The sequence below is a fragment of the Tateyamaria armeniaca genome (assembly GCF_045797845.1).
GTDB lineage: Bacteria > Pseudomonadota > Alphaproteobacteria > Rhodobacterales > Rhodobacteraceae > Tateyamaria > Tateyamaria armeniaca.
Window position 1 is genome coordinate 2,074,715 of sequence record NZ_JBHDIY010000002.1, and the last position, 23,927, is coordinate 2,098,641.

Sequence of the window (23,927 nt, forward strand, 5' to 3'; positions counted from 1 at the left end):
TTTCGCGAGGTCACATTGCGCCTGTTGCCAGACCTGTTAGCTTGGCTGCGAGCAATCTTCCAACCAGCAGGTGAACCCCCGTGATCCGCACCCTTCTCTTTTACACTGCCATGGCCGCAAGTGTCGCAGTCATCCCGCAGATCGCCCCGGCGAATTCCCTGTCGGGTGCGTATCTGGCCGGTCGGCAAGCGGCGATCCGGAACGATTTCGAGGCGTCGGCGCGGTATTATACGCAAGCCCTGGCGCGCGATCCGTCCAATGTTGGGCTGATGGAGGACACGATTGCCACGCAGCTTGCGATGGGCCGTATCGACCGTGCCCTGCCTGTTGCCAAACTGCTCGAAGGGCAGGGCATTCGCAGTCAGGCCGCCCATATGACGGTGATCACCGACATGCTGGCGCGCGAGGATTACGAAGGTTACCTGTCGCGCAATGTGGAAACGGCCGGCATCGGCCCGCTGGTGGACGGTCTTTTGGGCGCGTGGGCGATGATCGGGGCAGGTCGGACCGAAGACGGTCTGGCCGAATTCGACCGGATCAGCGAAGAACGCGGATTGCGCGGCTTTGCCCTGTATCACAAGGCGATGGCGCTGGCCTCCCTTGGGGATTTCGAAGCATCCGAGGCCTTGTTCGTGTCCGAAGCAGGGCCGCTGCAACGCACCCGGCGTGGCGCGATGGCGCGGGCCGAAGTGCTGTCGCAACTGGGGCGGAACGAGGACGCAGTTGCTTCGCTTGAGGCGGCGTTCGGATCCTCGTCGGACCCGGAATTGGCAGCGATGGTTGAACGGCTGAAGGCCGGAGATACCTTGCCCTTTACCCATATGACATCGGCGCGCGATGGGGCCGCCGAAGTGTTCTATTCCGTGGCGGGCGCACTGCGTCAGGATGCGGGGGCCGATTACACGCTGATCTATGCCCGCCTCGCGCGCCACCTGCGCCCCGACCAGATTGACGCGCTTTTGCTGGTCGCTGACCTTCTGGAAGAGCTGGATCAATTCAGCCTCTCTGCCGCTGTGTACAAGGAAGTGCCCGCCGATCACCCGGCCTTTCATGCCGCCGAATTGGGCCGTGCCGCCGTGCTGCGCCAGTCGGGGAAATCGGATGCGGCCATCGAAGTGCTGGAACAGCTCGCCAAGCGCTTTGGCGATCTGTCTATCGTGCATTCGACGCTGGGGGACGTGTTGCGCCAGCAGGACCGGTTTGAAGAGGCAATTGCCGCCTATGACCGCGCCATTGACCTGACCCGCGAGGGCGAAGCGGGCGCGTGGTTCCTGCACTACGCCCGCGCCATTTCGCTGGAACGTCAGGACGAATGGCCGCGCGCCGAGGCCGATTTCCGCCGCGCGCTGGAGCTTAACCCCGGCCAGCCGCAAGTGCTGAACTACCTCGGCTATTCGATGGTCGAAAAGCAGATCAATCTGGACGAGGCCCTTGAGATGATCGAGCAGGCCGTCGCCGCAAGCCCGGATTCAGGCTATATCGTCGACAGTCTGGGCTGGGTGCTTTACCGCCTTGGCCGCTATGATGAGGCGGTGGGGCATATGGAACGCGCGGTGGAGTTGATGCCTGTCGATCCGGTGGTCAATGACCATCTGGGCGACGTCTACTGGGCCGTCGGGCGCGAACGCGAGGCGCAATTCCAGTGGATGCGCGCGCTGAGCTTTGTCGATCCCGAGGACGCTGATGGCGAGGCCGATCCGGACCGGATGCGGCGCAAGCTGGAAGTCGGTTTGGACGTCGTGCTGGAAGAAGAAGGCGCGCCACCGCTGACGGTTGCCAATGACTAAGGTCCGCGTTTTTGCGCCGGCCAAGATCAACCTTTCGCTGCACATCACGGGCCAGCTAAACAACGGGTATCACCTGATCGACTCGCTTGTTGCCTTTGCCGACATCGGCGACTGGATCACCCTGACGGAACACGGGCTGCGGGAGTTGAGCGTGACCGGGCCCGAAGCCGTGCCTGATCTTTCCAGCGATACCAACATCATGTGGCACGCGGCCCAGAAATTCTGGTCCCCGGACCGCCCGTTGTCGATGGGGCTGGAAAAGCATTTGCCGATGGCTTCTGGAATCGGGGGTGGGTCGGCGGATGCGGCGGCGACCTATCGCGGATTGCTGTTGCTGCGCGCCGCCGTCGAGGGGGCCGGGACCCCGCGCGACCCCACGCCCGCTGATGCCCGTGATCTGCTGGCCATCGGGGCAGACGTGCCGATGTGCGTGCTAAGCGATCCGGCCCGCATTCAAGGCATCGGGGAACAGATCACACCTGTCCCCGAGCTGTTTCCCTATGCCATTGTCCTGGTGAACCCGCGTGTGCAGGTGTCCACCCCCGCAGTGTTTTCAAAGCTCGCCATCAAGGACAATCCGGGCCTTGATCCGTGGCCCGACCGCTTTGAGGATCGTGATGCGGCCCTTGCGTGGATCGCGGCACAACGCAACGATCTGCAAGTCCCCGCCATCGCCAACTGCCCTGACATCGCAGACGTTTTGAGCGCGCTGAAGCGGATCGAAACCTGTCGACTGGCCCGAATGTCAGGGTCAGGCGCGACCTGTTTTGGCATCTTCGAACGTGTGCACTTGGCGCAGGCCGCGGCAGAGGCGATCAGGGCCGCCTATCCCGACTGGTGGGTGCGCTCAGGTCGCCTGAACGGCGGCAAACAGGCGGTGCCTCAGTTGATCCGCTCCACAACATAATCAGCCAGATCGATCAGCATGTCCCGCAGCGCGTGGGCGGGTGCAGCGGCAAGCGCCTGCTTGGCCTTGTCTGCCCAAGCGATGGCATCCAGACGCGTCGCCTCAAGCGTGTCGTGCTTGTGCAAGAGGGATAGCGCGTGATCCAGATCACCCTCTTCTTGATGGCCCTTTTCGATGGTGCGTGACCAGAACGCGCGCTCTTCGGCGTCGGCCTTGGCTACCGCCTTGATCACCGGCAGGGTCAGTTTACGCTCGCGGAAATCGTCGCCGACATTCTTGCCTGTGGCGGCCGACTGGCCCTGATAGTCCAGCAAGTCGTCCACGATCTGAAAGGCAATGCCCAACGCGTCACCGTAGTCGAAAAGGGCCCGCACAACGGCCTTGTCCGCTCCGGCAATGACACCGCCCACTTCGGTCGCGGCGGAGAACAACGCGGCCGTCTTGCCACGTACCACCTGCAGATAAACGTCCTCATCGGTGGCAAGATCCTGTGCCGCCGTCATCTGAAGCACTTCGCCCTCGGCGATGGTGGCCGACGCGTCCGACAGGATGCGCAGCACGTCCATGTTCCCGGTTTCGGTCATCAACTGAAAGCTGCGCGAAAACAGGTAATCCCCGACCAGTACAGAAGATTTGTTGTCCCACAGCAGGTTGGCCGTGGGGCGCCCGCGCCGCTGCGCGCTTTCGTCCACAACGTCGTCATGCAGCAGGGTCGCGGTATGGATAAACTCGACCGTTGCGGCCAGATGGATGTGATAGGGGCCGGTGTAGCCGCACATATGGGCCGCCGCCAGCGTCAGCATGGGGCGCAGACGTTTGCCGCCCGCATCAACCAGATGGCGCGTCACTTCGGGAATGCGCGGCGCATGGCGCGAGGCCATACGCGTCTGGATCAGGGAATTGACCGCGTCCATGTCCTCGGCCAGCCATGCGGCCAGACGATCATGTGGTTTTGCGATGTCGGATGCGTCCATGCGCTTACCCCGTTCCCCCTCGACATTCGGCCAAAGATGCCCCTACATCCATGATATGAAGGAACTTTTGCGCAGCACTGACCCGACCATAATCGCGTTTGCCTCGGCCCTTCTTGAAGGCGAGGATATAGACTGCTTTCAAATGGACGTAAATATGAGCATCCTCGAAGGTGGCATCGGAATTTTCCCGCGTCGGCTGATGGTGCGTGAGGCCGATTATGACGCGGCATTGCGGGCGATGAAAGACAATGACATCGACCTCGGACACTGACCTGACATGTGATGCCTTTCTGGGCGGACGGGTGCATCTTTGGCAACCCCGTGGCGGCTATCGCGCCGGGGTCGATCCGGTTTTGCTGGCGGCATCCGTACCGGCGCGCGAGGGCGAATCGGTTCTTGACCTTGGCTGTGGTGTGGGCGCGGCGGCGTTGTGCCTTGGGGCGCGGGTGCCGGGCCTTGATCTGATGGGAATCGAGCGGCAGGCGGATTATGCCGCACTGGCAACACGCAACGGGCTGGACGTGGAGGTGGCGGACCTCACGGCGCTGCCGGATGCAGTGCGCGGGCGCAGCTTTGATCACGTTCTGGCCAACCCGCCGTTCTTTGACCGCTCTGCCGGGCGGCAGGCGCAGGATGCGGGACGCGAGGCGGCGCGGGGCTGCGCACGCCGCTGTTTGATTGGGTGGATGCAGGAGCCAAACGGCTGCGGCACAAAGGGTATCTGCACGTGATCCACCGCGCCGAACGCGTGCCTGATCTGCTGGCCGCCGCACATGGGCGTCTGGGCAGCCCCGAGATCTGGCCAATCTGCCCCCGGGTCGGAAAAGTGGCAGAGCTGGTTATTTTTCGGGCACGCAAGGACGGGCGCGCTGATTTCCGCCTGCACGCGCCGATCATTTTGCACGAAGGCGCGCAGCACCACGCGGATGGCGACAGCTATACCCCTCAAATCCGGGCTGTTTTGCGCGACGGTGCTGCTCTCCCGATTTAACCATTCGTTAAAACTAACCTTGTTGAGTTGTCCCCATTGTGCGGGTGCAGCGTGACATGACGCCGTTCATGTGCTTGGCTGTCGATGCACTTTATCAGCAAGGAGGACTGCATGAGCATCACTGCCCATCTCGAAGAGTTGAAAAAGAAGCATCGGACCTTGAGCGAACAGGTCGATATGGCGCAACGCGCGCCGGGTGCCGACCATGTCGAGGTCGCGACACTCAAAAACAAAAGCTGAAACTGAAAGAAGAAATCACCCGATTGTCGGGCTAACCCCCTTGCAGGCTGGCGCGGGCGGCGAGCAGAGCCCCGGCGGTGATCAAAGCTGCGGCCACGGCCAAAGGCCATGTTGGTGCGGCAACGCCAGCCACGATCAAGACAAGCGTAGACAGCAGCGGTGCGGCATATGATGCCGTGCCCAACAGCTGGATATCGCCGCGTTTGACGCCAATGTCCCAGACGTAAAAGGCAAGGCCGACCGGGCCGAGCCCCAACAGAACTGCGCTGGTCCAACCCGTCGCACCTACGGGCCACGCGGTTGTTTCGAACAAAAGGTGCAGCGGCAGCGAGAGCGCCGCACTTGCCAAGCAGAACACGGCCACCGACGCTGTGGGCACTGTCCCGAAACGTCGTGACATCACGGAATAGCTGGACCAGGTCAGCGCGCAGGCAAGCGCCAGCGCATAGCCTGCGATTGCGTCCGCGCGAAATCCTGCGGAACCGCCGGTGACGATCAGCGAAGCACCGGCAAAGCCAACCACGGCCCCCATGACATGCCCTGCGCGCAGGCGTTCCCCTGGCAGCAGGCTTGAAAACAGGACAATGAGAAGGGGCCACATATAGGCGATCAGGCTGGCCTCGGCCGCCGGGGCAAGGCGCAACGCCGAAAAGTAGAGCGCGTGATAGCCAAACAGGCCAAGCGTCCCAAGGACATAGACGTGCAAAGGAACGGTGCGCAGCTGGCCCAATCCGCCGGACACAGCCGTCCACACCAGCCCAAGCGTGCCGCCGATGGCAAAGCACAGCGTGTTCAGCAGAAATGGTGGCGTTGGTGCGGACCCAACTGTGAGCAGGGCAAGCACGCCCCACAGCAGCACCGCGACAAATCCGACGGCAGTGGCAACGGGGCGTGTCATGGGCGTTGATAATCCGATGAGGGCAGGCGCGTCATTGCGTCGGTGATGTGCTCGGTCTTGGCGATTTCGGCGACGATCCAGTCACGAAAGGCCGCGATCTGGGGTCGGTTTTCAGCGCCTTCCGCGCACAGAAACCGGAACCGCACGCCCGTGTCCAGTGCCGTTTTGACGGGCGCGACAAGGCGGCCATCATCAAGATCCTTGACCACAAGGGCACGCCGCCCCAGCACGACGCCCACTCCCGCAAGGGCAGCATCGATAGCGTGATCGGCCTGGCTGAACCTTGGGCCTTGCGAGGGTGCATATTCGATCCCCATCGCGCGAAACCAGATTTCCCAATCGCAGCGCGGTTCGAGAAAACTGATGCTGTCATCAAAGATCAGCGGCGCTTCGGTCAGGCTTTGCGCGGTGGGATAACGCGCGGCAAGCGCGGGCGTCATGACCGGGCAGACCCATTCGTTTGCCAGCGGCACCGAATAAAGCCCGATGTCCGGCCCGTATCCAAAGCGGATGGCAACGTCGATGGCGTCTCGCCCAAAGTCCATCATCTTGAGTGATGCCGAAAAGCGCAATTCAACCTCGGGATGGGCCTGGGCGAACTCGTAAAGGCGAGGGGCGAGCCATTTTGCGGTGAATGCAGGCCCGGCCGTTACAGTAAGTGTATGATCATCCAGTGTTCTTTCAGCGGCACGCCATGCGGCGGCGAGTGTCTGGAACCCATCGGCCACGCCGGGGGCAAGCGCATTGCCCGCCTCGGTCAATTCGACGGCGCGATTCAGGCGGCGGAAAACCTGTGTGCCCAAATGCTCTTCGAGCGACTTGATCTGAAAGCTGAGAGCGGCGGGTGTGACGTACAATTCCTCTGCCGCCTTGGCAAAGGACATATGCCGTGCGGCGGCATCAAAGGCGCGCAGGGCAGTAAGAGGGGGCAATCGGTCAGCCATGGTTCAGACAAGTACAGCTTAACTGAAGCAAGGGAAAGTCTCGTTTGTCGGAATGGGTTCAAACCCGCATATTCATCTCAGGAACAGACAGCAAGACACATCAGAAAAGGATCACATCATGTTTGAGACATCTGCACATCCCGCCATCCGCAACGGCCTTGAGCAAGCACATGCCGAGCGTGGCGCAGCCCTTGCGCATGCCTGGGGATGGTTGTTCGGGAGCAAAACTTCCCGCTGATGTGCGCGCGCCATCTTACGGGATAAGAAAAGGGCCGATGCAGCGATGCGCCGGCCCTTTTTTCTGTGACCACCGTTGCACGCAAGGTGCTTCGGCCCAGCGTATCAGACGAAGAACTGCGCGCCGTTCGCCGAAATGGTCGATCCGTTGATGAAACCTGAATCGTCTGACGCAAGGAACACCACGCAGCGCGCGATTTCCTCGGGCTCGCCCAGACGACCCGCGGGGATTTGCGCGATGATCGATTCACGCACCTTTTCGGGCACGGCCATCACCATGTCGGTGCCGATATAGCCGGGGCAGATCGCGTTGGCGGTGATGCCTGCACGAGCGCCTTCCTGGGCCAGCGATTTGACGATACCCAGATCACCCGCCTTGGTTGCGGCATAGTTCACTTGCGCGAACTGCCCTTTTTGCCCGTTGATGGACGAGATCACGATGACGCGGCCAAATTTGCGCTCGCGCATGCCGGGCCAGACCGGGTGGACGGTATTGAACACGCCGGTGAGGTTCGTGTCGATGACCTGATGCCACTGCTCGGGCGTCATTTTGTGGAAGGGCGCGTCGCGGGTGATGCCGGCATTGGCGACGACGACGTCGATCGGGCCTATATCGGCCTCCACCTGTGCGATTCCGGCGGCGGATTCGTCATAGTCTGCGACGTTCCACTTGTAGGTCTTGATGCCTGTTTCATCCGTGAACTTGGCCGCAGCCTCGTCATTGCCGGCATAGGTCGCAGCGACGGAATAGCCGGCGTCCTTGAGGGCGGTGGAAATGGCGGCTCCGATTCCTCGGCTGCCTCCGGTGACAAGGGCTGTGCGGGACATGGGGGATTCTCCTCCGGGTTATTGATATGTTTGTTTCGCGCATAATGGGGTTATGCGCAACATTATTACGTGATGGTTGGGTTGGGGGCGGGCCACAGGCCCGCCTTACGAGCGCTGGATCAGTCGCGCTCAAGGCACATGGCAACGCCCATGCCACCACCGATGCAGAGGGTCGCGAGGCCCTTTTTCGCATCGCGCCGCTTCATTTCGAACAGCAGAGTGTTGAGGATGCGTGCACCGGACGCGCCGATGGGGTGGCCGATGGCGATGGCGCCGCCGTTCACGTTCACGATCGCCGGATCCCAGCCCATGTCCTTGTTCACGGCGCAGGCCTGCGCGGCAAAGGCCTCGTTGGCTTCAACCAGATCGAGGTCTTCAGGCTTCCAGCCGGCCTTTTCCAATGCCTTGCGCGAGGCATAGATCGGGCCGACACCCATGATCGAGGGGTCAAGCCCGACGGTGGCGTAGGATGCGATGCGTGCCAGCGGTTCGATGCCGCGCTTTTCGGCGTTTTCGGCGCTCATCAACAGGGCACCGGCTGCGCCATCGTTGAGACCAGAGGCGTTGGCCGCGGTAACCGACCCGTCCTTCGTGAAGGCGGGGCGCAGTTTCTGCATCGCCTCCATGGTCGCGCCGTGGCGGATGTATTCGTCGCTGTCCACGACGATGTCGCCCTTGCGGGTCTTGACGGTGAAGGCTGTGATTTCGTCGGCAAACTTGCCTGCCTTTTGCGCGGCTTCGGCCTTGTTCTGACTTGCCACGGCGAATTCGTCTTGTGCATCGCGCGTGATCTGCCACTGGTCCGCGACGTTTTCTGCCGTCTGGCCCATGTGATAGCCGTTGAATGCATCCCACAGACCATCGCGGATCATGGTGTCGATATATTGCATGTCGCCCATCTTGTGACCGGCGCGCAGGGCGGCGGCATGGGGGCTGAGCGTCATGTTTTCCTGACCACCGGCGGCAACGATGTCGGCGTCACCCAGTGCGATGTGCTGTGCGCCAAGCGCAACCGCGCGCAGGCCCGAGCCGCAGACCTGGTTGATCGACCATGCCGCGGATTCCTTGGGCAGACCGGCGTTGATATGCGCCTGGCGGGCAGGGTTCTGCCCTTGGGCGGCAGTCAGAACCTGGCCCAGAATGGTTTCCGAAACCTCGGACTTGTCGATGCCTGCGCGCTCTACGATGGCTTCGAGCATGGTCGCGCCAAGGTCATGTGCGGGCGTATTGGCGAAAGAACCACCAAAGCTGCCGACGGCAGTGCGGGCGGCAGAAGCGATCACGATATTGGTCATGGGGTCAATTCCTCAGTTTAAGTTACCGTGAGGACGGTCCGAGCGGCACCCCGAGACTGGCACGTTGTGCGGACCCCAGACTGCCCCGCGTTGAGGGTGCGATACCGGATTCGCCCCCCTTGCGCAAATCAACAGCGTGGATCAGGCCCGCATGCCCGCTTTTTTGCCCTTGCCCTGACCGTGCAGCCAGTTGGGCCGCACCTCGGGGGCTGCAAAGTAGTAACCTTGCAGGCAGTCGGCACCCATATTGATCAGGCATTCCACATCTTGCGCCCGCTCGACCCCTTCGGCGACGACCAGCATGTCAAAGTGCTGACCGATATGGATCATGGCCTGCGTCAGCACCTGGACATCGCGATCATCCGCAATGCCGTGGCAAAATTGCATATCGATCTTGATGATGTCGAAGTAAAAATCCTTGAGGTACCGCAGCGCAGTATACCCGGCCCCGAAATCGTCCAGCGCGAAACAGACCCCGCGCGCGCTGAGCCGATCCATGAAGTCGACCACCAGTTCGGGTTGGTCCATCGCCGAGCTTTCGGTGATTTCAAGGATCAGGCGTTCCCCGACAGAGGCATCTTTCTTGAGCCAGCGGTTCAGGGCCTGCATCCAGCGCTGGTAGCCGATGGAGCGCGCGGACATGTTGATCGACAGGCGCATGGACGGGTTTTCGTGCAGCGTGCGCAGCCCCATACTCAGCGCAATCACATCAATCTCGCGCCCCAACTCGGCGCGTTCGACGACCGGCATGAAATCCTTGGCCGGGATGATCCGCCCTGTGTCGTCGATGACCCGGATCAACCCCTCGTAAAAACCAACCCGATTGTTCTGACCCGCTACCACAACAGGTTGAAATGCCAGCAAAGTCTGCTTGTGTTCGACCGCTTCGGCCACCATCGCAAGCGTATTGCGGTCACGGTTCATCACCGCCGCGTTCAGCGGGTTTTCAAAGCCGACCGGCATATCTATCGGTTGGAATTTCGGCATGGTGTGGCAGCCACCCTGTGAACATACTGTCTGGCCACTGTGATCCGAGAGTTGTAAAAACCGTCTTAATGTTTGCATTTTGTTCTAATTTTCCACGTTAACCAAAGCGAGGTCAAATGGAGGGGCGATGTGGCTGGGCGGGGCTGGACCCGATCTATGTTGAATATCACGACACCGAATGGGGTGTGCCGGAATACGATGCCCGCACGCTGTGGGAAAAACTGATCCTTGATGGTTTCCAGGCGGGCCTCAGCTGGATCACGATCCTTAAGAAGCGGGAGAACTTTCGCGCGGCTTTTGCCGGGTTTGACCCGCATGTGATCGCGGAATGGGGTCAGGCCGATGTGCAGCGATTGCTGAATGATGCGGGCATCATCCGCCACCGCGGCAAGATCGAGGCCACAATCACCAATGCCCGCGCCTATCTCGAGGTTAATGCCACCGAAGGGTTCGATCAGTTTTTATGGAAATATGTGGACGGCGTGCCGTTGCAGAATGCTTTTGCCACGCAAAACGACGTGCCGCCCTCGACTCCTATGTCGGTGCAGGTGTCCAAGGACCTCAAGGCGCGGGGTTTCAAATTTTGCGGCCCAACGATTGTCTATGCCTTCATGGAGGCGACGGGGTTGGTCAACGATCACATCCTGAGCTGCCATCGCCATAGCGAATGCGCGGCCATGGCGCTGCCTGCAAAGGGGCGTTGACTCTACCTCGCGCACCCTTATAAGCGCGCTTTCATTGGTGTTGGTGGCCCCCGCAAGGGGTTTCCTGTCGGTCCCGCAAAATCGGGGCAGAGGACAACGCCCTTCGAAACCTGAACGAAGGAGATCAGCCGTGACAAAACGCACGTCTGCCAAGTACAAACTTGATCGCCGCATGGGCGAAAACATCTGGGGTCGCCCCAAATCCCCCGTCAACCGTCGTGAATATGGCCCCGGCCAGCACGGTCAGCGCCGCAAAGGCAAGCTGTCGGATTTCGGTATTCAGCTGCGCGCCAAGCAGAAGCTGAAGGGCTATTACGGCGATCTGACCGAAAAACAATTCCGCCGCATCTATGCCGAAGCCGAGCGTGTCAAAGGCGACACCGGTGAAAACCTGATCGGCCTGCTGGAGCGTCGCCTGGACGCCGTTGTCTACCGCGCGAAATTCGTGCCCACAGTGTTTGCGGCCCGCCAGTTCGTGAACCACGGCCACGTCCGTGTGAACGGCAAAAAGGTCAACATCCCGTCCTACCGCGTCAAAGAAGGCGACGTGATCGAAGTGCGTGATCGTTCCAAGCAGATGGCGGCCATTCTGGAAGCCACGCAACTGCCCGAGCGCGATGTGCCCGACTATATGGATGTCGATCATTCGAAACTGACAGCCACGTTCGTGCGCACGCCTGCGTTGGGCGATGTGCCTTACCCGGTGATGATGGAACCAAACCTCGTCGTCGAATTCTACGCCAAGAACTAAGCGTTTCTTGCGCGCTGATTTTGGGCCGTCCCTGTTCGGGGGCGGCCTTTTTCGTTGTCAGGCGTCTTTTTGCACATTGCTGAGGCGAGAGGCCGTCAGGGCACCCACGACGCTCATCCCCGCAAAGATGCCAAGCACGACTGCAGGCCCGAATGCATTCGCGATCACGCCAAAGATGCCCCCGGCCAGCAACAGGACACCGATCAGTGTGTTGGACAGCGCGGTGTACAGCGCCTTTTGCCCGCCGGTGTTCATGTCCGTCAGATGGGTTTTGCGTGCGGCCCGCACCCCTTCATATCCGATCTGCGCGACAAACAGCAGGGCCGGGGCCAGCCACACCGCCTCAAGACGTCCAGTGATCAGGCCGATGGTTGCCGCAGCACCAAGTGCCGCGCCGGCAAGCAGACCCGAGAACATCATCGTGGCCCGGCTGGAGGTGTCAGACAAGCGCCCCCAGATGTAGGAAGATGCAATGGCTGCGAGGGAAGAGGCGAGCATCAGCAGACCCAGATTGCCAAGCCCGCCGGTGCCATCTGTGCCCGCCAGAATGACAAGGAACGGGGGCGCAAGGGCTGTGGCGGTCAACAGGCCACGCGCAAGGATGTAGACGCGCAACTCGTGATCCGTGCGCAGCGGTTTTATAATGTCCGCGAGGCTGCCGAGCGTGTCTTCACCGCGCTCATCCGCAGGTTCGTCCAGCCCGGCAAAAACAAGGGACGCGATGATCCAGAGGGCGCCCGCTATGGCAATAGCGACCGAGATGGCACCGATGGTCAGCGGGATGATCTGAAACGCCAGCAAGGCGGCGAATGCGAACACGACACTGGCGGCCACTGTGCCCGCCGCACCGGACACCGTGCCGCGCGCGCCCGTCTCGACAGTGCGCGCCAGTATGTCCTTGTAGCTGGCAGAACAGGCAGCGCGCGCCAGTGAAAGCACGCTCAGGCAGGCCACGATGGTCCATCCCAGCGCAGGACCATCCAGCATCACCGCCGCCGCCGCGATCCCCAGGGCCGCCGCCCCCTGCAAAAAAGCGCCTGCGGCCCAGATGTATTTGCGAATGCTTTGCCGCTGAATGACGCGTGCCAGCATGATCTGCGGCAACAGCGCGCCCGCCTCGCGCACAGGCACCAGTGCCCCGATCAGATAGCCCGGCGCACCGCCCGCCGACATCAGCCATGCCAGCACCAGTTTGGGGTCGATCAGCCCGTCTGCGATCTTGGTGGACATCAGCGACACCAGATGGCGCACAAAGCGCCTCGCCTCGCCGCGGTCGGTTTCCACGGCGTCGTCGGTGAGTGCGGCATGCAGTTTTTCGGTCAGCATTGCGGTGCCCTTGATCATTGTCAGGCTGGACCATCTATGGCGCACCGGCGCGTTGACCAGTGTTCTCAGCCCTTTGCCATCGCGCGCAACAGGGCGTCACTGTCAGGATCGGCGGGAAAATACAGTTCGACCTTGAGGTCTTCGAGCGCGATATCTTCGGGCGTTCCGAATTGCGCAATGGTCGCAAAGATGGACAGGCGCAATGTTCCAGTGTTGAGGATCGTGGGGATAACGGGGCCGGTGGTCTGCCCGCGCGAACGGGGCACGCGCCCCAGGTGATCCGCTGCGCCGTCCAGCACCGGCACGCCGCCTTGCGCTGCACTTTCCGTGCGCAACCGCTGGCAGGCGTGGTGCGCGACCTGCCCCCAGTTTTCGATCAACGGGGGCAGGGTGTCTGACATCATCAGATCAAGCAGGCTGTCGCCGACGTTCATGCCAAGCAGCCCATAAAGTTTCGTGGCCGGGTCGTTCATTGCCATCACCGTCCAAACTCTGTCGACCGCGAGGGCCGGATATGGTGCGTGGGCGGCCAGCATATGATCCACTGCCGCTCGGATCGGGCGCATTTCGCCGTCGGTCCAGGCCCGTCCGGGATAGCGCGCGGCAAATCCTGCATGGGTCAGCATCTGGTTGCGGGCATCCAGCGGCAGCGCCAGCGCATCGCTCAGCCGTCCGATCATTTCGGGGCTGGGCCGCGCGCGCCCGCTTTCCAGAAACGAGATGTGGCGCGCGGACACACCCGCCTCGCCTGCGAGGTCAAGCTGGCTGAGACGCCGTGCTTTGCGCCATGTGCGCAAGGTGCCGGGAAAGGTGGTCATGGCCGCACCCTAGCGCGGATTGCGCGGCGCGCCCATTACCCGAGAGGTAATTGAAACGATGATGTCGCCTCCGCTAGGTCCGTTTCAGATATCAATCTTGCGGAGGCACCAATGACCCACGACACGCACAAACTCTGGCTGAAAATCACGGCAGTGGTGATTGGTTCATTTGCCCCCGTTATGTTTCTGGGCAGTATGGAGGCGACCTCTGGCCCCCTGCAGCTCACGCTGGACTTGCTTGGTCTGCCGCTTGATGGATTGCCCGTGTACGGCGATCCGGCAAGTCGATTCATCTCGGCCATCCTTGGCGGCATCCTTTTGGGGTGGGGGGTAACGATCTGGCTGTTACAGGCGTGGGTCTATGATTCAGAACCCGAAGGGGTGCGCAAAACCGTGCTTTTCGCTTTGCTGTGCTGGTTTGGTCTGGACAGTGCGGGATCGGTCCTTTCGGGGCACGCCTCAAACGTGCTGTTCAACATCGCCATTCTGCTTGTGGCTGTCGGTCCGATGTGGCGACCGGCCACGCCTGCGCCGGTGACATAAAAATTTTCGCCCCCGCCCCGCGCAACCTGTGGTAGCTTTTCCGGATTAATTGATCAGATTTGGAGACTGCCATGGGTGCCCGCGATATCTCGTTTGCGAGTTTCAACCTTTTGAACCTGCAACTGCCCGGAGAAGCAATTTACGGCGACTCTGACGGTTGGGATTTTGAAATCTTCGCCCGAAAAATCAACTTTACCCGCGATGTGCTGCTGCGCCTCAAGGCGGATGTGATTGGCCTGCAGGAATTGTGGGCAGGCGATGCAATAGATCAGGCGCTGGTCGCGGGCGAGTTGGAAGGGGATTATACCGCGCTGGTGCCACCCGACCATAACGGCAAGCGGATTGTCTGCGCCGCCCTTGTCCGCAAGGGCATGCTGGTGGGCGAGCCGGAATGGATCACTGAATTCCCGCCCGAATACGTGCTGAAATCCGGCGGTGACGATCCGCAACAGGACTTCATCGAAGTCCGCCTGAGCACGTTTTCCCGCCCTGTGTTGCATTTCAGAGTGAAGCCTGATCCGCGCACGCCCGAAATCCACGTCTTTGTCTGCCACTTCAAATCTCGTCGCCCGACGCAGATCTGGCGCGAGCGCAGCTGGTACGAAAAGGACGTGCACGGACCGCACATCGCCGCCCTCGGCTATGCCATCTCTACTGTGCGCCGCACGGCCGAGGCTGCGGCCTTGCGGGTTCTGGTCACCCAGCTGATCAAAAAGACCGACACACCCGTCGTCGTGATCGGCGATATGAATGACGGAAAAGACAGCAACACCCTGAACATTCTGAGCGAGCAGCCCACGTACCTGTCGCCGCTGTCATCCGGGGGTGGGGACAACGCGCTTTATACGGCGCAGACGATGCAGGAATACCGGTCGGTGCGCGATGTATATTACACCCATGTTTTCAAAGGGTACCGCGAAAGTCTGGATCATATCCTGTTCAGTCAGGAGTTTTACGACAACTCAAAACGCCGCATCTGGGCCTTTGACGAGATGGTTGTGGAAAATGACCACCTCAATCACGAAGACCACAAGGAAAGCGGGACAAACGACCACGGGATTATCCGGGTCGGCTTTCAATGGAAGCCAGCGGAGGGTGCGTCGGTCTAGAACAGAACCAGGCTACCGGGTGCCAAGCGGCGGCCTGCGCGCAAGCACGACGGGTCGCGCGCTTTTGCCACTGGTCTCTGCACGCGCTGCGTCCTAAAACACCCCTCACGGAAAACGAGGCCCCGCATGCGCAGCATCACACCACAACCCGGCATCATGGACATCGCGCTCTATCAGGGCGGGCAGTCGCATCTTGCGGGTGTGGATCACGTGCTCAAGCTCAGCTCGAATGAAAACCCGCTGGGCGCGCCCGCAAGTGCGATCAAGGCGCTGAGCGAGGCGGCAGTTGGCATGCACCTTTACCCGCCGACCGATCACGCCGCTTTGCGCGATGCCATTGGCGACGTCTGGGAGGTCGACCCAGACCGTGTGATCTGCGGTGTCGGGTCAGACGAGGTGCTGCAATTCGTCACCCAAGCATTCTCGGGGCCCGGAGACGAGATCATCTACACAGAACACGGGTTTTCGATGTACCCGATCCTGACGAGCATGGCGGGGGCAACACGCGTCTGCGTGCCCGAGGTTGAGCGAGTCGTGGATGTGGACGCCATCCTGTCTGCGGTGACCGACCGCACTCGTGTGGTGTTGCTGGCCAACCCGGCCAACCCCACGGGCACGATGCTGCCCGAGGGCGAGCTGGAGCGCCTTGCCGATGCATTGCCATCTTATGTGATCCTTGTGATCGACGGGGCCTATGCGGAATTCGCGGCTGGCTACGACGGGGGCATTTCGCTGGCGAAGGACCGGGACAACGTGTTGGTCACGCGCACATTTTCCAAGATTTACGGCCTTGGTGGTTTGCGCGTTGGCTGGGGATATGGCCCGCAGCAGATGATCGACGTGATGACCCGCATCCGGCAGCCTTTCAACCTGTCCGTCGTGCAATTGGCGGCGGCCGAGGCGGCTGTGCGGGACCGCAACTGGGTCAAGCAATGTGCGATGCTGAACCTTGAACAGCGTGCGCGCCTGACCGGTGCAGTGCGTCAGCTGGGACTGGCCTGTGACGAGAGCCACGCCAATTTTGTCCTTGCCCGCGCCGCAGACAGCCACGAAGCGGATGCCGCCGAGGCGGCGCTGAACGCGGCGGGCATTCTGGTGCGGCGCGTGGCGGGCTATGGCTTTCCCGAGGGATTGCGCATCACCGTCGGCGATGCAGAGCAGACGGGGCGTGTCATTGATGCCCTGACCAAATGGCGCGAAGGGGCAGCGGCGTGATGTACAACCGAGTGGCCCTGATCGGGCTGGGCCTGATTGCCTCTTCCATGTTCTGGGCCATCAAACGCGGTGGTCTGGCAGGTGAGGTTACAGGCTATGCCCGGTCGCAAGCGACCCGCGATACGGCGCGGCGCATCGGGTTGTGCGACACCGTCTGTGACAGTGCCGCCGAGGCTGTGGCAGGTGCGGACCTCGTGATCCTGTGCGTGCCTGTCGGCGTGATGGGGGATGTGGCGGCGGAAATCGGCCCGCATCTGGCTTCGGGCGCGACTGTTTCGGATGTGGGCTCGGTTAAGCGCGCGGTCATCGACGCCGTCGCGCCGCACCTGCCCGACACCGTCCATTTCGTGCCGGGGCACCCGCTGGCCGGGACTGAACACTCGGGACCAGAGAGCGGCTTTGCCGAGTTGTTTGACAACCGCTGGACCTTGCTTGTGCCGGTCGAGGGCAGCGATGCAGACGCGGTCGCGCGCCTGCGCGGCCTTTGGGAAGGCATGGGCGCATATGTCGACGAGATGGAACCGGATCACCACGACCTCGTGTTGGCAGTGACCAGCCATGCCCCGCACCTGATCGCCTACACGATGGTCGGCGTGGCCGACGATCTGCGCCGTGTGACGGATAGCGAAGTGATCAAGTATTCGGCGGCAGGTTTTCGCGACTTTACCCGCATTGCGGCCAGCGATCCGACCATGTGGCGGGATGTGTTCCTGAACAACAAGGATGCCACGCTGGAGATTCTGGGCCGCTTCACCGAAGAACTGTTCGCCTTGCAACGCGCGATCCGGCGCGGGGACGGCGACCATCTGCATGCCTATTTCACCCGCACCCGCGCGATCCGGCGCGGCATCATCGAGGCCGGACAGGACACGGATGCCCCCGACTTCGGGCGTGGAGGGAAACGGTGAAAGCGCTGGCGCTGGTCCTTTTGGTGATGGCTGGCCTGGCGTCTGCAGCACCCGATACGTCCAAACGGCCCGTCGCACGGGCCGGGACAGACGCGCGCAATGTCGAACCGAGCCCGAGCGCACCAGTACAGCTTGCCGCATTTGCCGCTGGGGCCACATCACTACGCCCGTCCTTGCGCCCGCGCGCGATTGTGCAGCGGGCCATGGCGCGCCGTGCAGAACGGCGCAAGGGTCAGGTCTGCGGTGATCCGGATTTGCAGGGCGACGTGGTCGGGTTTGTTCCCGGTCGGATCAACGGATGCGGCGTCAAGGAGGCTGTGCGCCTAAAATCTGTTTCCGGAGTTGCCCTCAGCCAGCACGCGGTGATTGACTGCCCCACGGCCAAGGCATTGAAACGCTGGACTGAAAAGGGCGCAAAACCGGCATTGCGCAATGTGGGCGGGGGGCTGAAAAGCTACCGCGTGGCCGCGCATTATGCCTGCCGCACCCGCAACAACCGACCCGGCGCGCGTATTTCCGAACACGGTCGGGGCAAGGCCATCGATATCTCGGGATTTGTGATGCAGGACGGGACGACACTCACCGTGCTGAACGATTGGAATTCCCGCAACGGTCGCGCGCTCAAATCCATGCACAAAGCGGCCTGCGGGCCCTTTGGTACGGTCTTGGGGCCGAATTCCGACCGATTTCACCGCGACCATTTCCACTTTGACACGGCTAAGCATCGCGGCGGCGCCTATTGCCGGTGATCTCTGAGGCGTAGTCATCGCCCTCGGGCAAATTGCTTGCGATGAACGATCCCTGAGTTTTTCCAAATCAGAGAAAAGAGAACCGTTACCTCAGGATCAGTCTCGGTGCAGGGGCAATGGGCAGAAAGCCGAGATATATCGCCCCGTCCCGCATCGTCAGGTCGACATCGAGTGTGTCAGGGTTGCCCGAGGCTTCGGCGAGAACCCGCAGGATGCCTTCGGCGCGCTCGCGCATTGCCGGGGGCAACGTACCGCTGACCTGTGCGAAATCCAGCATCGTGCGCCAGTTTTCGGCCTGCACCGACATGGTGCCATCGGGGATGCCAGCGGGATCGACGGTAAGATCAGCGGCGAAGTTAAGGTTCAGATCACCCCAGCGCGCTTCGGCCAGATGCAGCGCGATCCGGCGGGGTTGCGGTCGGGCCGCATCAAGCGCGCCGCGATCCAAAGGCCGGTCAAAAGTCGCCGTGGCGCGCATCGTGAGGCTGTCAAAGGCGCGGGGAAAGGCTTCGCTTAACCGCAGGCGCGCGCGGGTGGCATCACCCGGGGCAAAGGCATTGGCGCGCGCCACGAAGTCGTAGGTCGCTCCGCTGGTCTGGGTCATCGTCAGCGTCAATGTGTCGGCCTGCATCTGCACGCCACCAGCGTTTTCAACGCGCCACGCCGCCGACGTCCAGCCCAAAGCCTCCAGTTCCAGCGCTGCCCCGGGGTGCAGGTTCAGCGCCATCACCCCGTCCTGCATCGTCAGAGTCGAACGCCCCTGAGGGGAGGCTATCAGGATCGGGCCGTCATCGAGGGTGACTGTCACGTCGCCCGGCCAGTGCGCAGGCGCGTCGATCTTCAAGGCGGCTGTCTGGATCGCAAGCCCTGCATCGGGGTCAGCCACCGCGATGTCGGCGAGATTGGCTTGCAAAGTGAACGGAAACCCGCCGCCTGTGACGCGCCCAAGCTCCGCCTGCCAGCCTTCGGCCTCGCGCGCATCGAACCATGCAGATGTGGCGTTCTGCAACGCAGCAGAGGCGCTCCACCACCAGGCACACCACGCAAGGCAGGCAACCGCCACGGCGATGATCAATTTGCGCATGCTTGCCCTTTCCCTTGCCTGCGAAATCGGGTCTATCGCATCGCATGGGAAAAGGACCAGTCAAATGACCATGTGGGTGTTTGGATACGGAAGTTTGCTGTGGAACCCCGGTTTCGAAGTGGCAGAAGAGGTGAGTGCGACGCTGTCAGGTTATGCGCGATCCTTCTGCATGCGCTCGATCCATCATCGGGGCACGGACACGGAACCGGGGCTTGTTCTGGCGCTGGACGAGGCGGAGGGTGCGATGTGCAACGGAGTCGCCCTGCGGGCCGCGGCCGGCACCGAGGAAGCAACACTGGCCTATTTGCGCGAGCGTGAACTGATCTCATCCGCCTACCTGGAACGGATGCTGGATGTGACGCTGGGCACGGGGCAGACGGTCAACGCGGTGACCTACGTGATCGACCCGGACCACGTACAATATTGCGGCGGTCTGCCGCTGGAAGAACAGGCGCAGATCATCGCGCATGCCGTCGGCGGGCGTGGGCCGAACAGTGAATATCTGTTCAACACGGCGGAACATCTGTTCAAGCTTGGGGTGGCGGACAGCGACCTTGACTGGCTTGCACGCCGCGTCGCAGCATTGCGGGCATAAATCCTTGGCGCTTTTGTTTCAAACCCGATAGATTGCGCCAAGAGCAGAACAAATAAGGGGTCAGGAGCCAGCCGATGGCGCAGACCACACCCGAGGCACAACCGCACTTCAGCCAGCCTGTGCGGCAGGTTCTTTTGATGATCGTCATCCTGCTTCTGTCCGGGGCAGGCGTCGTGCTGGCGCTGCCGCGCGTCCTGCCGGTGTTCGAGGCCAACCCGTACCTGAATGGCTTCATCGTCTTTGTCTTTTTGATCGGTGTCGTTGCCTGTTTCTACATGGTTTACCAGTTAATCCAGTCGGTGCGCTGGATTGAAAGGTTTGCCAGCGACGGGCCGAATGCAAGCGAACGCGCGCCGCAATTGCTGGCCTCGCTTGCGTCATTGCTGCGGGCACGGGGATCGCGGATGCAGTTGAACGCGACCTCGACCCGGTCAATTCTAGATTCGGTGGCGACGCGCATCGACGAGATGCGGGAAATCACGCGCTATATCGTCAACCTGCTGATTTTCCTTGGCCTTTTGGGTACATTCTATGGGCTGGCAACCACTGTGCCCGCCCTTGTCGAAACCATTCGCAGCCTTGCGCCGCAGGACGGCGAAAGCGGGTTTGAAGTCTTTGGGCGGCTCATGTCCGGGTTGGAATCGCAGCTTGACGGGATGGGTGTTGCCTTTGCCTCGTCGCTGTTGGGGCTGGCGGGGTCGTTAATCGTGGGTCTGCTTGAGCTGTTCGCGGGTCACGGTCAGAACCGTTTTTACCGCGAGCTTGAGGAATGGCTGAGCTCGATCACCCGCGTCAGTTTCGCCGCCGAAGTCGAGGGGGAAGGCAGCTCTGAGGCCAGCATGATGGCCGGTGTCATGGATCACCTTGCCGAGCAGATGGAAAGCCTGCAGAACGTTTTTCTGCAATCGGATGTCAGCCGTTCCATCGTGGATGAAAAGCTGGGAAAGCTGACCGATACGGTCGAGCGCATGACGCAGCAAATGCAGGGGCAGGGCGGCAGTTCGGACGCGGTGGACCGGCTGGCCGATGGTCAGGCGCGCATGGCGGACGGAGTGCAGCAAATGGCCGAAGGGCAGGCCCGCAGTATCGCCGCACAGGAACGCCTGATCGAAGTGATCGAGGGGCAGGGCAGTGGCGACGGCATCGACGCCGAAAGCCGTATGCGCCTGCGTTCGATTGACGTGCAGATGCTGCGTATCCTTGAAGAAATCAGTGCCGGGCGGCAGGAAACCATGGCCGAGTTGCGCACGGACCTGTCGGCATTGGCCACGGCGCTCAGCCAGCCGCGTGGCCAAAACCGGCGCAGCGGGCTGACGGACGGGGCACGCCCGCGCAAGAAACCTGACGACGGGGCGCTGTAGCCATGGCGCTGTCGCGACGCACAGGGCAACGCTTTCAGGCCTCGATCTGGCCGGGCTTTGTCGATGCGATGACCGGCCTTTTGCTGGTGCTGATGTTCGTGCTGACCATCTTCATGGTGGTGCAATATGTCTTGCGCGAAACGATCACAGGGCAGGAAAGCGAACTTGACGCGCTTGCGGGTGAAGTGGCGGCACTGGCACAAGCGCTTGGGCTGGAAGAGCAGCGCGCGGATCAACTGGACGCGCGGGTCAATGCGCTGAATGCAACGCTCAATGACGCGGAATCGCAGGTGCAGCAACAGGCAGCCCTGATCGCATCGCTGACCTCCGAACGCGATGCTCAGGCCGCAGCTTTGAGTGACGCGCAAACCCGGATCACAAGTTTCGAAGCGCAGGTCGCCGCCTTGATATCGCAGCGTGACGGGGCGCTGGAGCGGGTGACGGGACTTGAGAGTGAACAGGCGCGTCTGTTGTCGGAACAGGAGGCGCTGAACCTCGCCCTCGCGCAGGCGCGCACTGAAACGGACGCGCAGGCAGAAGCCGCGCGGTTGGCCGCGGCCCGCACCGAGGCGCTGCAGGCCCTGATCGCGGATTTGCGCAGCCGGAATGCTGACACGAGCGCCGAGGCGGCCGCCCTTCAGGCTGATTTGCAAGATGCCCAAGAGGCGCTGAGTGCGGAAGAGGCCGCACGGCTTGCCGAAGCCGCCGCTGCGGAGGCGCTGCGTGCCCGGCTTGAGAATGCGGATGCGGAGCTTACGGCCATGACGCTTGCGCTGGAAGCCCAGCGGCAGGAGGCCGAGGACACGCTGACCCTGCTCGCCGCGGCGCGCGCCGCCGAAGAGGATCTGGATGCACAATTGGCCGCCGCACTTCTTGCCGTGCAATCTTCCGAAGTCAGTGCAGAGGCCGCACAGACAAGGCTCGAACAGCTTGAGGCCGACCTTGCCAAGGCCTTGGCCGCACTCAATGCGTCAGAGGCGGAGACTCTGTCGGCCAATTCCGAACGTGCGAGCCTTGAGGCGCAACTGGCCGCCGCCCTTTTGGATGCCGAAGATGGGGCAGCCGCTGCCTCTGATCTCGAATCCCAGCTGGCGCGTGCGCTCAGCCAGCTTGACGAGCGCACTGCCTTTGCGACCTCGCTTGAACTGCGCTTGCAGGCGGCCGAAGCCGCACTGGATGACGGAACCTCGACCAGTGCCGCGTTGCAAACCGAGCTGGGAGAGGCGCAAGCGGCGCTGGCGGAAAGTGCGGCACAAGTGACTGAATTGCAGGCGCAACTGGAAGATGCGCGCACCGCGCGTGCCGCCTCTGCCGAAGAAGTCGCCATGCTGGAAGCGCGCCTGACCACGCTTGAGGCGCGCATTGCCGCCTCGAACCTGGAACTGAGCGATATTCGCGACCGCTTGGCCGCTGCCGTCGCGGCGCGCACAGCGGCCGAAGGGACGCTGGCCGCCCAATCCACTGACTTGAGTGATCTGCGCACGCAACTGGCGACGGCCATCGCCGCGCGCGATGCAGCACTTGCCGATGCTGACGCGGCAGGCAGCAGCAATTCTGAAGTGCGCGACCAACTCGCCGCTGCACTTGCGGCCAAACTGGCCTCGGAAACCGAATTGCAAAGCCTTGGCACGGACACTGCCGAAGTGCGCGCTGCTCTTGCCGCAGCCCTTGCAGAAAAGGCCGCGGCTGAACAGGCACTGGCCGAAACCAGCAGCGCGGCTGACGAGCGTGCGGCGCTTCTGGCAGCGGCCCGCGAGGCCTTGAGCGAAGAAGAGGCGGCGACACTTGAGGCGCAGCGCCAGACGGAATTGTTGAACCAGCAAGTCGCAGCCCTGCGCAATCAGTTGGGGCAATTGCAGGCGCTGCTGGATGATGCGGTGGCGCGGGATGCGGCGCGCGATGTGCAGTTGCAATCATTGGGGTCCGAGTTGAACACGGCCCTCGCCCGTGTGGCTGCCGAAGAACGCCGACGCCGGGAGTTGGAAGAGGCAGAGCGCGCGCGGCTTGAAGCGGAACGCGCCGCGTTGTTGGCCGAGGCGCAGAATCTGGAGCGCTACCGCTCGGAATTCTTTGGCCGCTTGCGCGACGTTCTGGGCGCGCAGGACGGCGTGCGGATCGTCGGGGACCGGTTCGTGTTTTCCTCCGAAGTTTTGTTTCCACCGGGCGGGGCGGACCTGTCTGCGGCGGGTGAGGGTGAGATTGCCAAGGTTGCGAGCATCCTGCGCAATGTTGCAGACGACATTCCGGCCGGGATTGATTGGGTCATTCAGGTCGATGGGCACACGGACAATGTACCACTTCTGGGCACAGGAGAGTTTGCCGACAACTGGGAACTTAGCCAGGCACGCGCGCTGTCAGTCGTGCGCTATATGGTTAACTTCCTCTCCATTCCTCCGGACCGGCTGTCCGCAAACGGGTTTGGTCAATTTCAACCTATCAATCCCGAAGATACGCCCGAGGCCCGCGCGCAGAACCGCCGGATCGAGTTGAAGTTTACCGAAAAGTAGCTGGAATGTCGGGACTTGAGATTGGCACGTCCTGCATCTGCGGTTTAAAACCTGGTGCGCAGACGGACGGTGACCATGTCAAAATCGGTTATTGCGAGGGAACAGCACGCGTCTGTCGCCGCATCCTGACGCGCGATCAACCCAAGGCTTGAAATCGCCACGGGTTCGA

At 61.9% G+C, this 23,927-nt stretch carries 23 protein-coding genes and 1 pseudogene; 15 read left to right on the forward strand and 9 right to left on the reverse strand.

Going from position 1 to position 23,927, the window contains the following annotated elements:
* Positions 1-110: 110 nt before the first annotated feature.
* Positions 111-1,787, forward strand: coding sequence for a tetratricopeptide repeat protein (locus ACERZ8_RS10490; protein WP_407594238.1), 1,677 nt, complete (start codon positions 111-113; stop codon positions 1,785-1,787).
* Positions 1,780-2,694 carry a 4-(cytidine 5'-diphospho)-2-C-methyl-D-erythritol kinase gene (locus ACERZ8_RS10495; RefSeq protein ID WP_407592144.1) on the forward strand — a complete coding sequence of 305 codons (915 nt, stop codon included), beginning with the start codon at positions 1,780-1,782 and terminating at the stop codon, positions 2,692-2,694. Before ACERZ8_RS10490 ends, ACERZ8_RS10495 begins: the two co-directional genes overlap by 8 nt.
* Here ACERZ8_RS10495 and ACERZ8_RS10500 read toward each other — a convergent pair.
* Positions 2,670-3,668 (reverse strand): polyprenyl synthetase family protein, encoded by a 999-nt coding sequence (locus ACERZ8_RS10500; protein WP_407592145.1) that lies wholly within the window; start codon positions 3,666-3,668, stop codon positions 2,670-2,672. The genes ACERZ8_RS10495 and ACERZ8_RS10500 overlap by 25 nt on opposite strands.
* A 55-nt stretch (positions 3,669-3,723) precedes the next feature.
* Between ACERZ8_RS10500 and ACERZ8_RS10505 the strand changes: the two genes are divergently transcribed.
* The 3 genes and pseudogenes from ACERZ8_RS10505 to ACERZ8_RS10515 all read left to right on the forward strand — a co-directional run bounded on the left by ACERZ8_RS10505 (position 3,724) and on the right by ACERZ8_RS10515 (position 4,899).
* Positions 3,724-3,939: a putative signal transducing protein gene (locus ACERZ8_RS10505; protein WP_108835552.1), complete on the forward strand. Its 216-nt coding sequence runs from the start codon at positions 3,724-3,726 to the stop codon at positions 3,937-3,939.
* Positions 3,917-4,659, forward strand: a pseudogene (locus ACERZ8_RS10510) (tRNA1(Val) (adenine(37)-N6)-methyltransferase). The gene ACERZ8_RS10505 and the pseudogene ACERZ8_RS10510 overlap by 23 nt, the downstream one beginning before the upstream one ends.
* Positions 4,660-4,770: 111 nt before the next feature.
* The gene (locus ACERZ8_RS10515; RefSeq protein ID WP_407592146.1) at positions 4,771-4,899 is read left to right on the forward strand and encodes a YdcH family protein; all 129 of its coding nucleotides are present in this window, start codon (positions 4,771-4,773) and stop codon (positions 4,897-4,899) included.
* A gap of 31 nt (positions 4,900-4,930) precedes the next feature.
* Here ACERZ8_RS10515 and yddG read toward each other — a convergent pair whose 3' ends face one another.
* The 5 genes from yddG to ACERZ8_RS10540 form a co-directional block, all read right to left on the reverse strand.
* Positions 4,931-5,797 carry an aromatic amino acid exporter YddG gene (gene yddG / locus ACERZ8_RS10520; RefSeq protein ID WP_407592147.1) on the reverse strand — a complete coding sequence of 289 codons (867 nt, stop codon included), beginning with the start codon at positions 5,795-5,797 and terminating at the stop codon, positions 4,931-4,933.
* Positions 5,794-6,741, reverse strand: a complete 948-nt coding sequence (locus ACERZ8_RS10525) for a transcriptional regulator GcvA (RefSeq protein ID WP_407592148.1) — start codon at positions 6,739-6,741, stop codon at positions 5,794-5,796. Before ACERZ8_RS10525 ends, yddG begins: the two co-directional genes overlap by 4 nt.
* Positions 6,742-7,083: 342 nt before the next feature.
* Positions 7,084-7,806, reverse strand: a complete 723-nt coding sequence (phbB, locus tag ACERZ8_RS10530) for an acetoacetyl-CoA reductase (protein ID WP_407592149.1) — start codon at positions 7,804-7,806, stop codon at positions 7,084-7,086.
* A 119-nt stretch (positions 7,807-7,925) separates the two neighbouring features.
* Positions 7,926-9,101 carry an acetyl-CoA C-acetyltransferase gene (locus tag ACERZ8_RS10535; RefSeq protein ID WP_407592150.1) on the reverse strand — a complete coding sequence of 392 codons (1,176 nt, stop codon included), beginning with the start codon at positions 9,099-9,101 and terminating at the stop codon, positions 7,926-7,928.
* Between the two features lie 141 nt (positions 9,102-9,242).
* Positions 9,243-10,088: an EAL domain-containing protein gene (locus tag ACERZ8_RS10540; protein ID WP_407592151.1), complete on the reverse strand. Its 846-nt coding sequence runs from the start codon at positions 10,086-10,088 to the stop codon at positions 9,243-9,245.
* Positions 10,089-10,204: 116 nt separating this feature from the next.
* Here ACERZ8_RS10540 and ACERZ8_RS10545 point away from each other — a divergent pair, with 116 nt between their 5' ends.
* Together ACERZ8_RS10545 and rpsD are read left to right on the forward strand one after the other, a co-directional pair.
* Positions 10,205-10,792 (forward strand): DNA-3-methyladenine glycosylase I, encoded by a 588-nt coding sequence (locus ACERZ8_RS10545; RefSeq protein ID WP_407592152.1) that lies wholly within the window; start codon positions 10,205-10,207, stop codon positions 10,790-10,792.
* 130 nt (positions 10,793-10,922) lie between these two features.
* Positions 10,923-11,543 carry a 30S ribosomal protein S4 gene (gene rpsD / locus ACERZ8_RS10550; RefSeq protein ID WP_407592153.1) on the forward strand — a complete coding sequence of 207 codons (621 nt, stop codon included), beginning with the start codon at positions 10,923-10,925 and terminating at the stop codon, positions 11,541-11,543.
* 57 nt (positions 11,544-11,600) lie between these two features.
* On the opposite strand, the gene ACERZ8_RS10555 is transcribed toward rpsD, so the two are convergent.
* Positions 11,601-12,869, reverse strand: coding sequence for an MFS transporter (locus tag ACERZ8_RS10555; protein ID WP_407592154.1), 1,269 nt, complete (start codon positions 12,867-12,869; stop codon positions 11,601-11,603).
* A 65-nt stretch (positions 12,870-12,934) separates the two neighbouring features.
* Complete coding sequence (locus ACERZ8_RS10560; protein WP_407592155.1) at positions 12,935-13,687, reverse strand: helix-turn-helix domain-containing protein; 753 nt, start codon at positions 13,685-13,687, stop codon at positions 12,935-12,937.
* A 111-nt stretch (positions 13,688-13,798) separates the two neighbouring features.
* Here ACERZ8_RS10560 and ACERZ8_RS10565 point away from each other — a divergent pair, with 111 nt between their 5' ends.
* The 5 genes from ACERZ8_RS10565 (at position 13,799) to ACERZ8_RS10585 (ending at position 18,211) form a co-directional block, all read left to right on the forward strand.
* Entirely contained in the window at positions 13,799-14,230 is a 432-nt protein-coding gene (locus tag ACERZ8_RS10565; RefSeq protein WP_407592156.1) for a hypothetical protein, read from the forward strand.
* Between the two features lie 71 nt (positions 14,231-14,301).
* Complete coding sequence (locus tag ACERZ8_RS10570) at positions 14,302-15,339, forward strand: endonuclease/exonuclease/phosphatase family protein (RefSeq protein ID WP_407592157.1); 1,038 nt, start codon at positions 14,302-14,304, stop codon at positions 15,337-15,339.
* A gap of 126 nt (positions 15,340-15,465) precedes the next feature.
* Positions 15,466-16,554, forward strand: coding sequence for a histidinol-phosphate transaminase (gene hisC, locus ACERZ8_RS10575; RefSeq protein WP_407592158.1), 1,089 nt, complete (start codon positions 15,466-15,468; stop codon positions 16,552-16,554).
* On the forward strand, positions 16,554-17,462 hold the full coding sequence (locus ACERZ8_RS10580; protein WP_407594240.1) for a prephenate/arogenate dehydrogenase family protein: 909 nt from the start codon (positions 16,554-16,556) through the stop codon (positions 17,460-17,462). Before hisC ends, ACERZ8_RS10580 begins: the two co-directional genes overlap by 1 nt.
* Complete coding sequence (locus tag ACERZ8_RS10585; RefSeq protein WP_407592159.1) at positions 17,459-18,211, forward strand: extensin-like domain-containing protein; 753 nt, start codon at positions 17,459-17,461, stop codon at positions 18,209-18,211. Before ACERZ8_RS10580 ends, ACERZ8_RS10585 begins: the two co-directional genes overlap by 4 nt.
* Before the next feature lie 85 nt (positions 18,212-18,296).
* Here ACERZ8_RS10585 and ACERZ8_RS10590 read toward each other — a convergent pair whose 3' ends face one another.
* Positions 18,297-19,295, reverse strand: coding sequence for a DUF2125 domain-containing protein (locus ACERZ8_RS10590; protein WP_407592160.1), 999 nt, complete (start codon positions 19,293-19,295; stop codon positions 18,297-18,299).
* Between the two features lie 64 nt (positions 19,296-19,359).
* Between ACERZ8_RS10590 and ACERZ8_RS10595 the strand changes: the two genes are divergently transcribed.
* The 3 genes from ACERZ8_RS10595 to ACERZ8_RS10605 all read left to right on the forward strand — a co-directional run bounded on the left by ACERZ8_RS10595 (position 19,360) and on the right by ACERZ8_RS10605 (position 23,758).
* The gene (locus ACERZ8_RS10595; protein ID WP_407592161.1) at positions 19,360-19,890 is read left to right on the forward strand and encodes a gamma-glutamylcyclotransferase; all 531 of its coding nucleotides are present in this window, start codon (positions 19,360-19,362) and stop codon (positions 19,888-19,890) included.
* Between the two features lie 74 nt (positions 19,891-19,964).
* A complete protein-coding gene (locus tag ACERZ8_RS10600) occupies positions 19,965-21,251 on the forward strand; it encodes a biopolymer transporter ExbB (RefSeq protein WP_407592162.1) in 1,287 nt (428 codons plus the stop codon).
* A gap of 2 nt (positions 21,252-21,253) precedes the next feature.
* Positions 21,254-23,758 carry a peptidoglycan -binding protein gene (locus ACERZ8_RS10605; protein WP_407592163.1) on the forward strand — a complete coding sequence of 835 codons (2,505 nt, stop codon included), beginning with the start codon at positions 21,254-21,256 and terminating at the stop codon, positions 23,756-23,758.
* Positions 23,759-23,927 lie beyond the last annotated feature (169 nt).

Bases quoted from the DNA above. Each gene is read 5' to 3' on its own strand.
- ACERZ8_RS10490 (WP_407594238.1), top strand. From the start codon at position 111: ATGGCCGCAAGTGTCGCAGTCATCCCGCAGATCGCCCCGGCGAATTCC.
- ACERZ8_RS10495 (WP_407592144.1), top strand. From the start codon at position 1,780: ATGACTAAGGTCCGCGTTTTTGCGCCGGCCAAGATCAACCTTTCGCTG.
- ACERZ8_RS10500 (WP_407592145.1), bottom strand. From the start codon at position 3,668: ATGGACGCATCCGACATCGCAAAACCACATGATCGTCTGGCCGCATGG.
- ACERZ8_RS10505 (WP_108835552.1), top strand. From the start codon at position 3,724: ATGAAGGAACTTTTGCGCAGCACTGACCCGACCATAATCGCGTTTGCC.
- ACERZ8_RS10515 (WP_407592146.1), top strand. From the start codon at position 4,771: ATGAGCATCACTGCCCATCTCGAAGAGTTGAAAAAGAAGCATCGGACC.
- yddG (WP_407592147.1), bottom strand. From the start codon at position 5,797: ATGACACGCCCCGTTGCCACTGCCGTCGGATTTGTCGCGGTGCTGCTG.
- ACERZ8_RS10525 (WP_407592148.1), bottom strand. From the start codon at position 6,741: ATGGCTGACCGATTGCCCCCTCTTACTGCCCTGCGCGCCTTTGATGCC.
- phbB (WP_407592149.1), bottom strand. From the start codon at position 7,806: ATGTCCCGCACAGCCCTTGTCACCGGAGGCAGCCGAGGAATCGGAGCC.
- ACERZ8_RS10535 (WP_407592150.1), bottom strand. From the start codon at position 9,101: ATGACCAATATCGTGATCGCTTCTGCCGCCCGCACTGCCGTCGGCAGC.
- ACERZ8_RS10540 (WP_407592151.1), bottom strand. From the start codon at position 10,088: ATGCCGAAATTCCAACCGATAGATATGCCGGTCGGCTTTGAAAACCCG.
- ACERZ8_RS10545 (WP_407592152.1), top strand. From the start codon at position 10,205: ATGGAGGGGCGATGTGGCTGGGCGGGGCTGGACCCGATCTATGTTGAA.
- ACERZ8_RS10555 (WP_407592154.1), bottom strand. From the start codon at position 12,869: ATGCTGACCGAAAAACTGCATGCCGCACTCACCGACGACGCCGTGGAA.
- ACERZ8_RS10560 (WP_407592155.1), bottom strand. From the start codon at position 13,687: ATGACCACCTTTCCCGGCACCTTGCGCACATGGCGCAAAGCACGGCGT.
- ACERZ8_RS10565 (WP_407592156.1), top strand. From the start codon at position 13,799: ATGACCCACGACACGCACAAACTCTGGCTGAAAATCACGGCAGTGGTG.
- ACERZ8_RS10570 (WP_407592157.1), top strand. From the start codon at position 14,302: ATGGGTGCCCGCGATATCTCGTTTGCGAGTTTCAACCTTTTGAACCTG.
- hisC (WP_407592158.1), top strand. From the start codon at position 15,466: ATGCGCAGCATCACACCACAACCCGGCATCATGGACATCGCGCTCTAT.
- ACERZ8_RS10580 (WP_407594240.1), top strand. From the start codon at position 16,554: ATGTACAACCGAGTGGCCCTGATCGGGCTGGGCCTGATTGCCTCTTCC.
- ACERZ8_RS10590 (WP_407592160.1), bottom strand. From the start codon at position 19,295: ATGCGCAAATTGATCATCGCCGTGGCGGTTGCCTGCCTTGCGTGGTGT.
- ACERZ8_RS10595 (WP_407592161.1), top strand. From the start codon at position 19,360: ATGACCATGTGGGTGTTTGGATACGGAAGTTTGCTGTGGAACCCCGGT.
- ACERZ8_RS10600 (WP_407592162.1), top strand. From the start codon at position 19,965: ATGGCGCAGACCACACCCGAGGCACAACCGCACTTCAGCCAGCCTGTG.
- ACERZ8_RS10605 (WP_407592163.1), top strand. From the start codon at position 21,254: ATGGCGCTGTCGCGACGCACAGGGCAACGCTTTCAGGCCTCGATCTGG.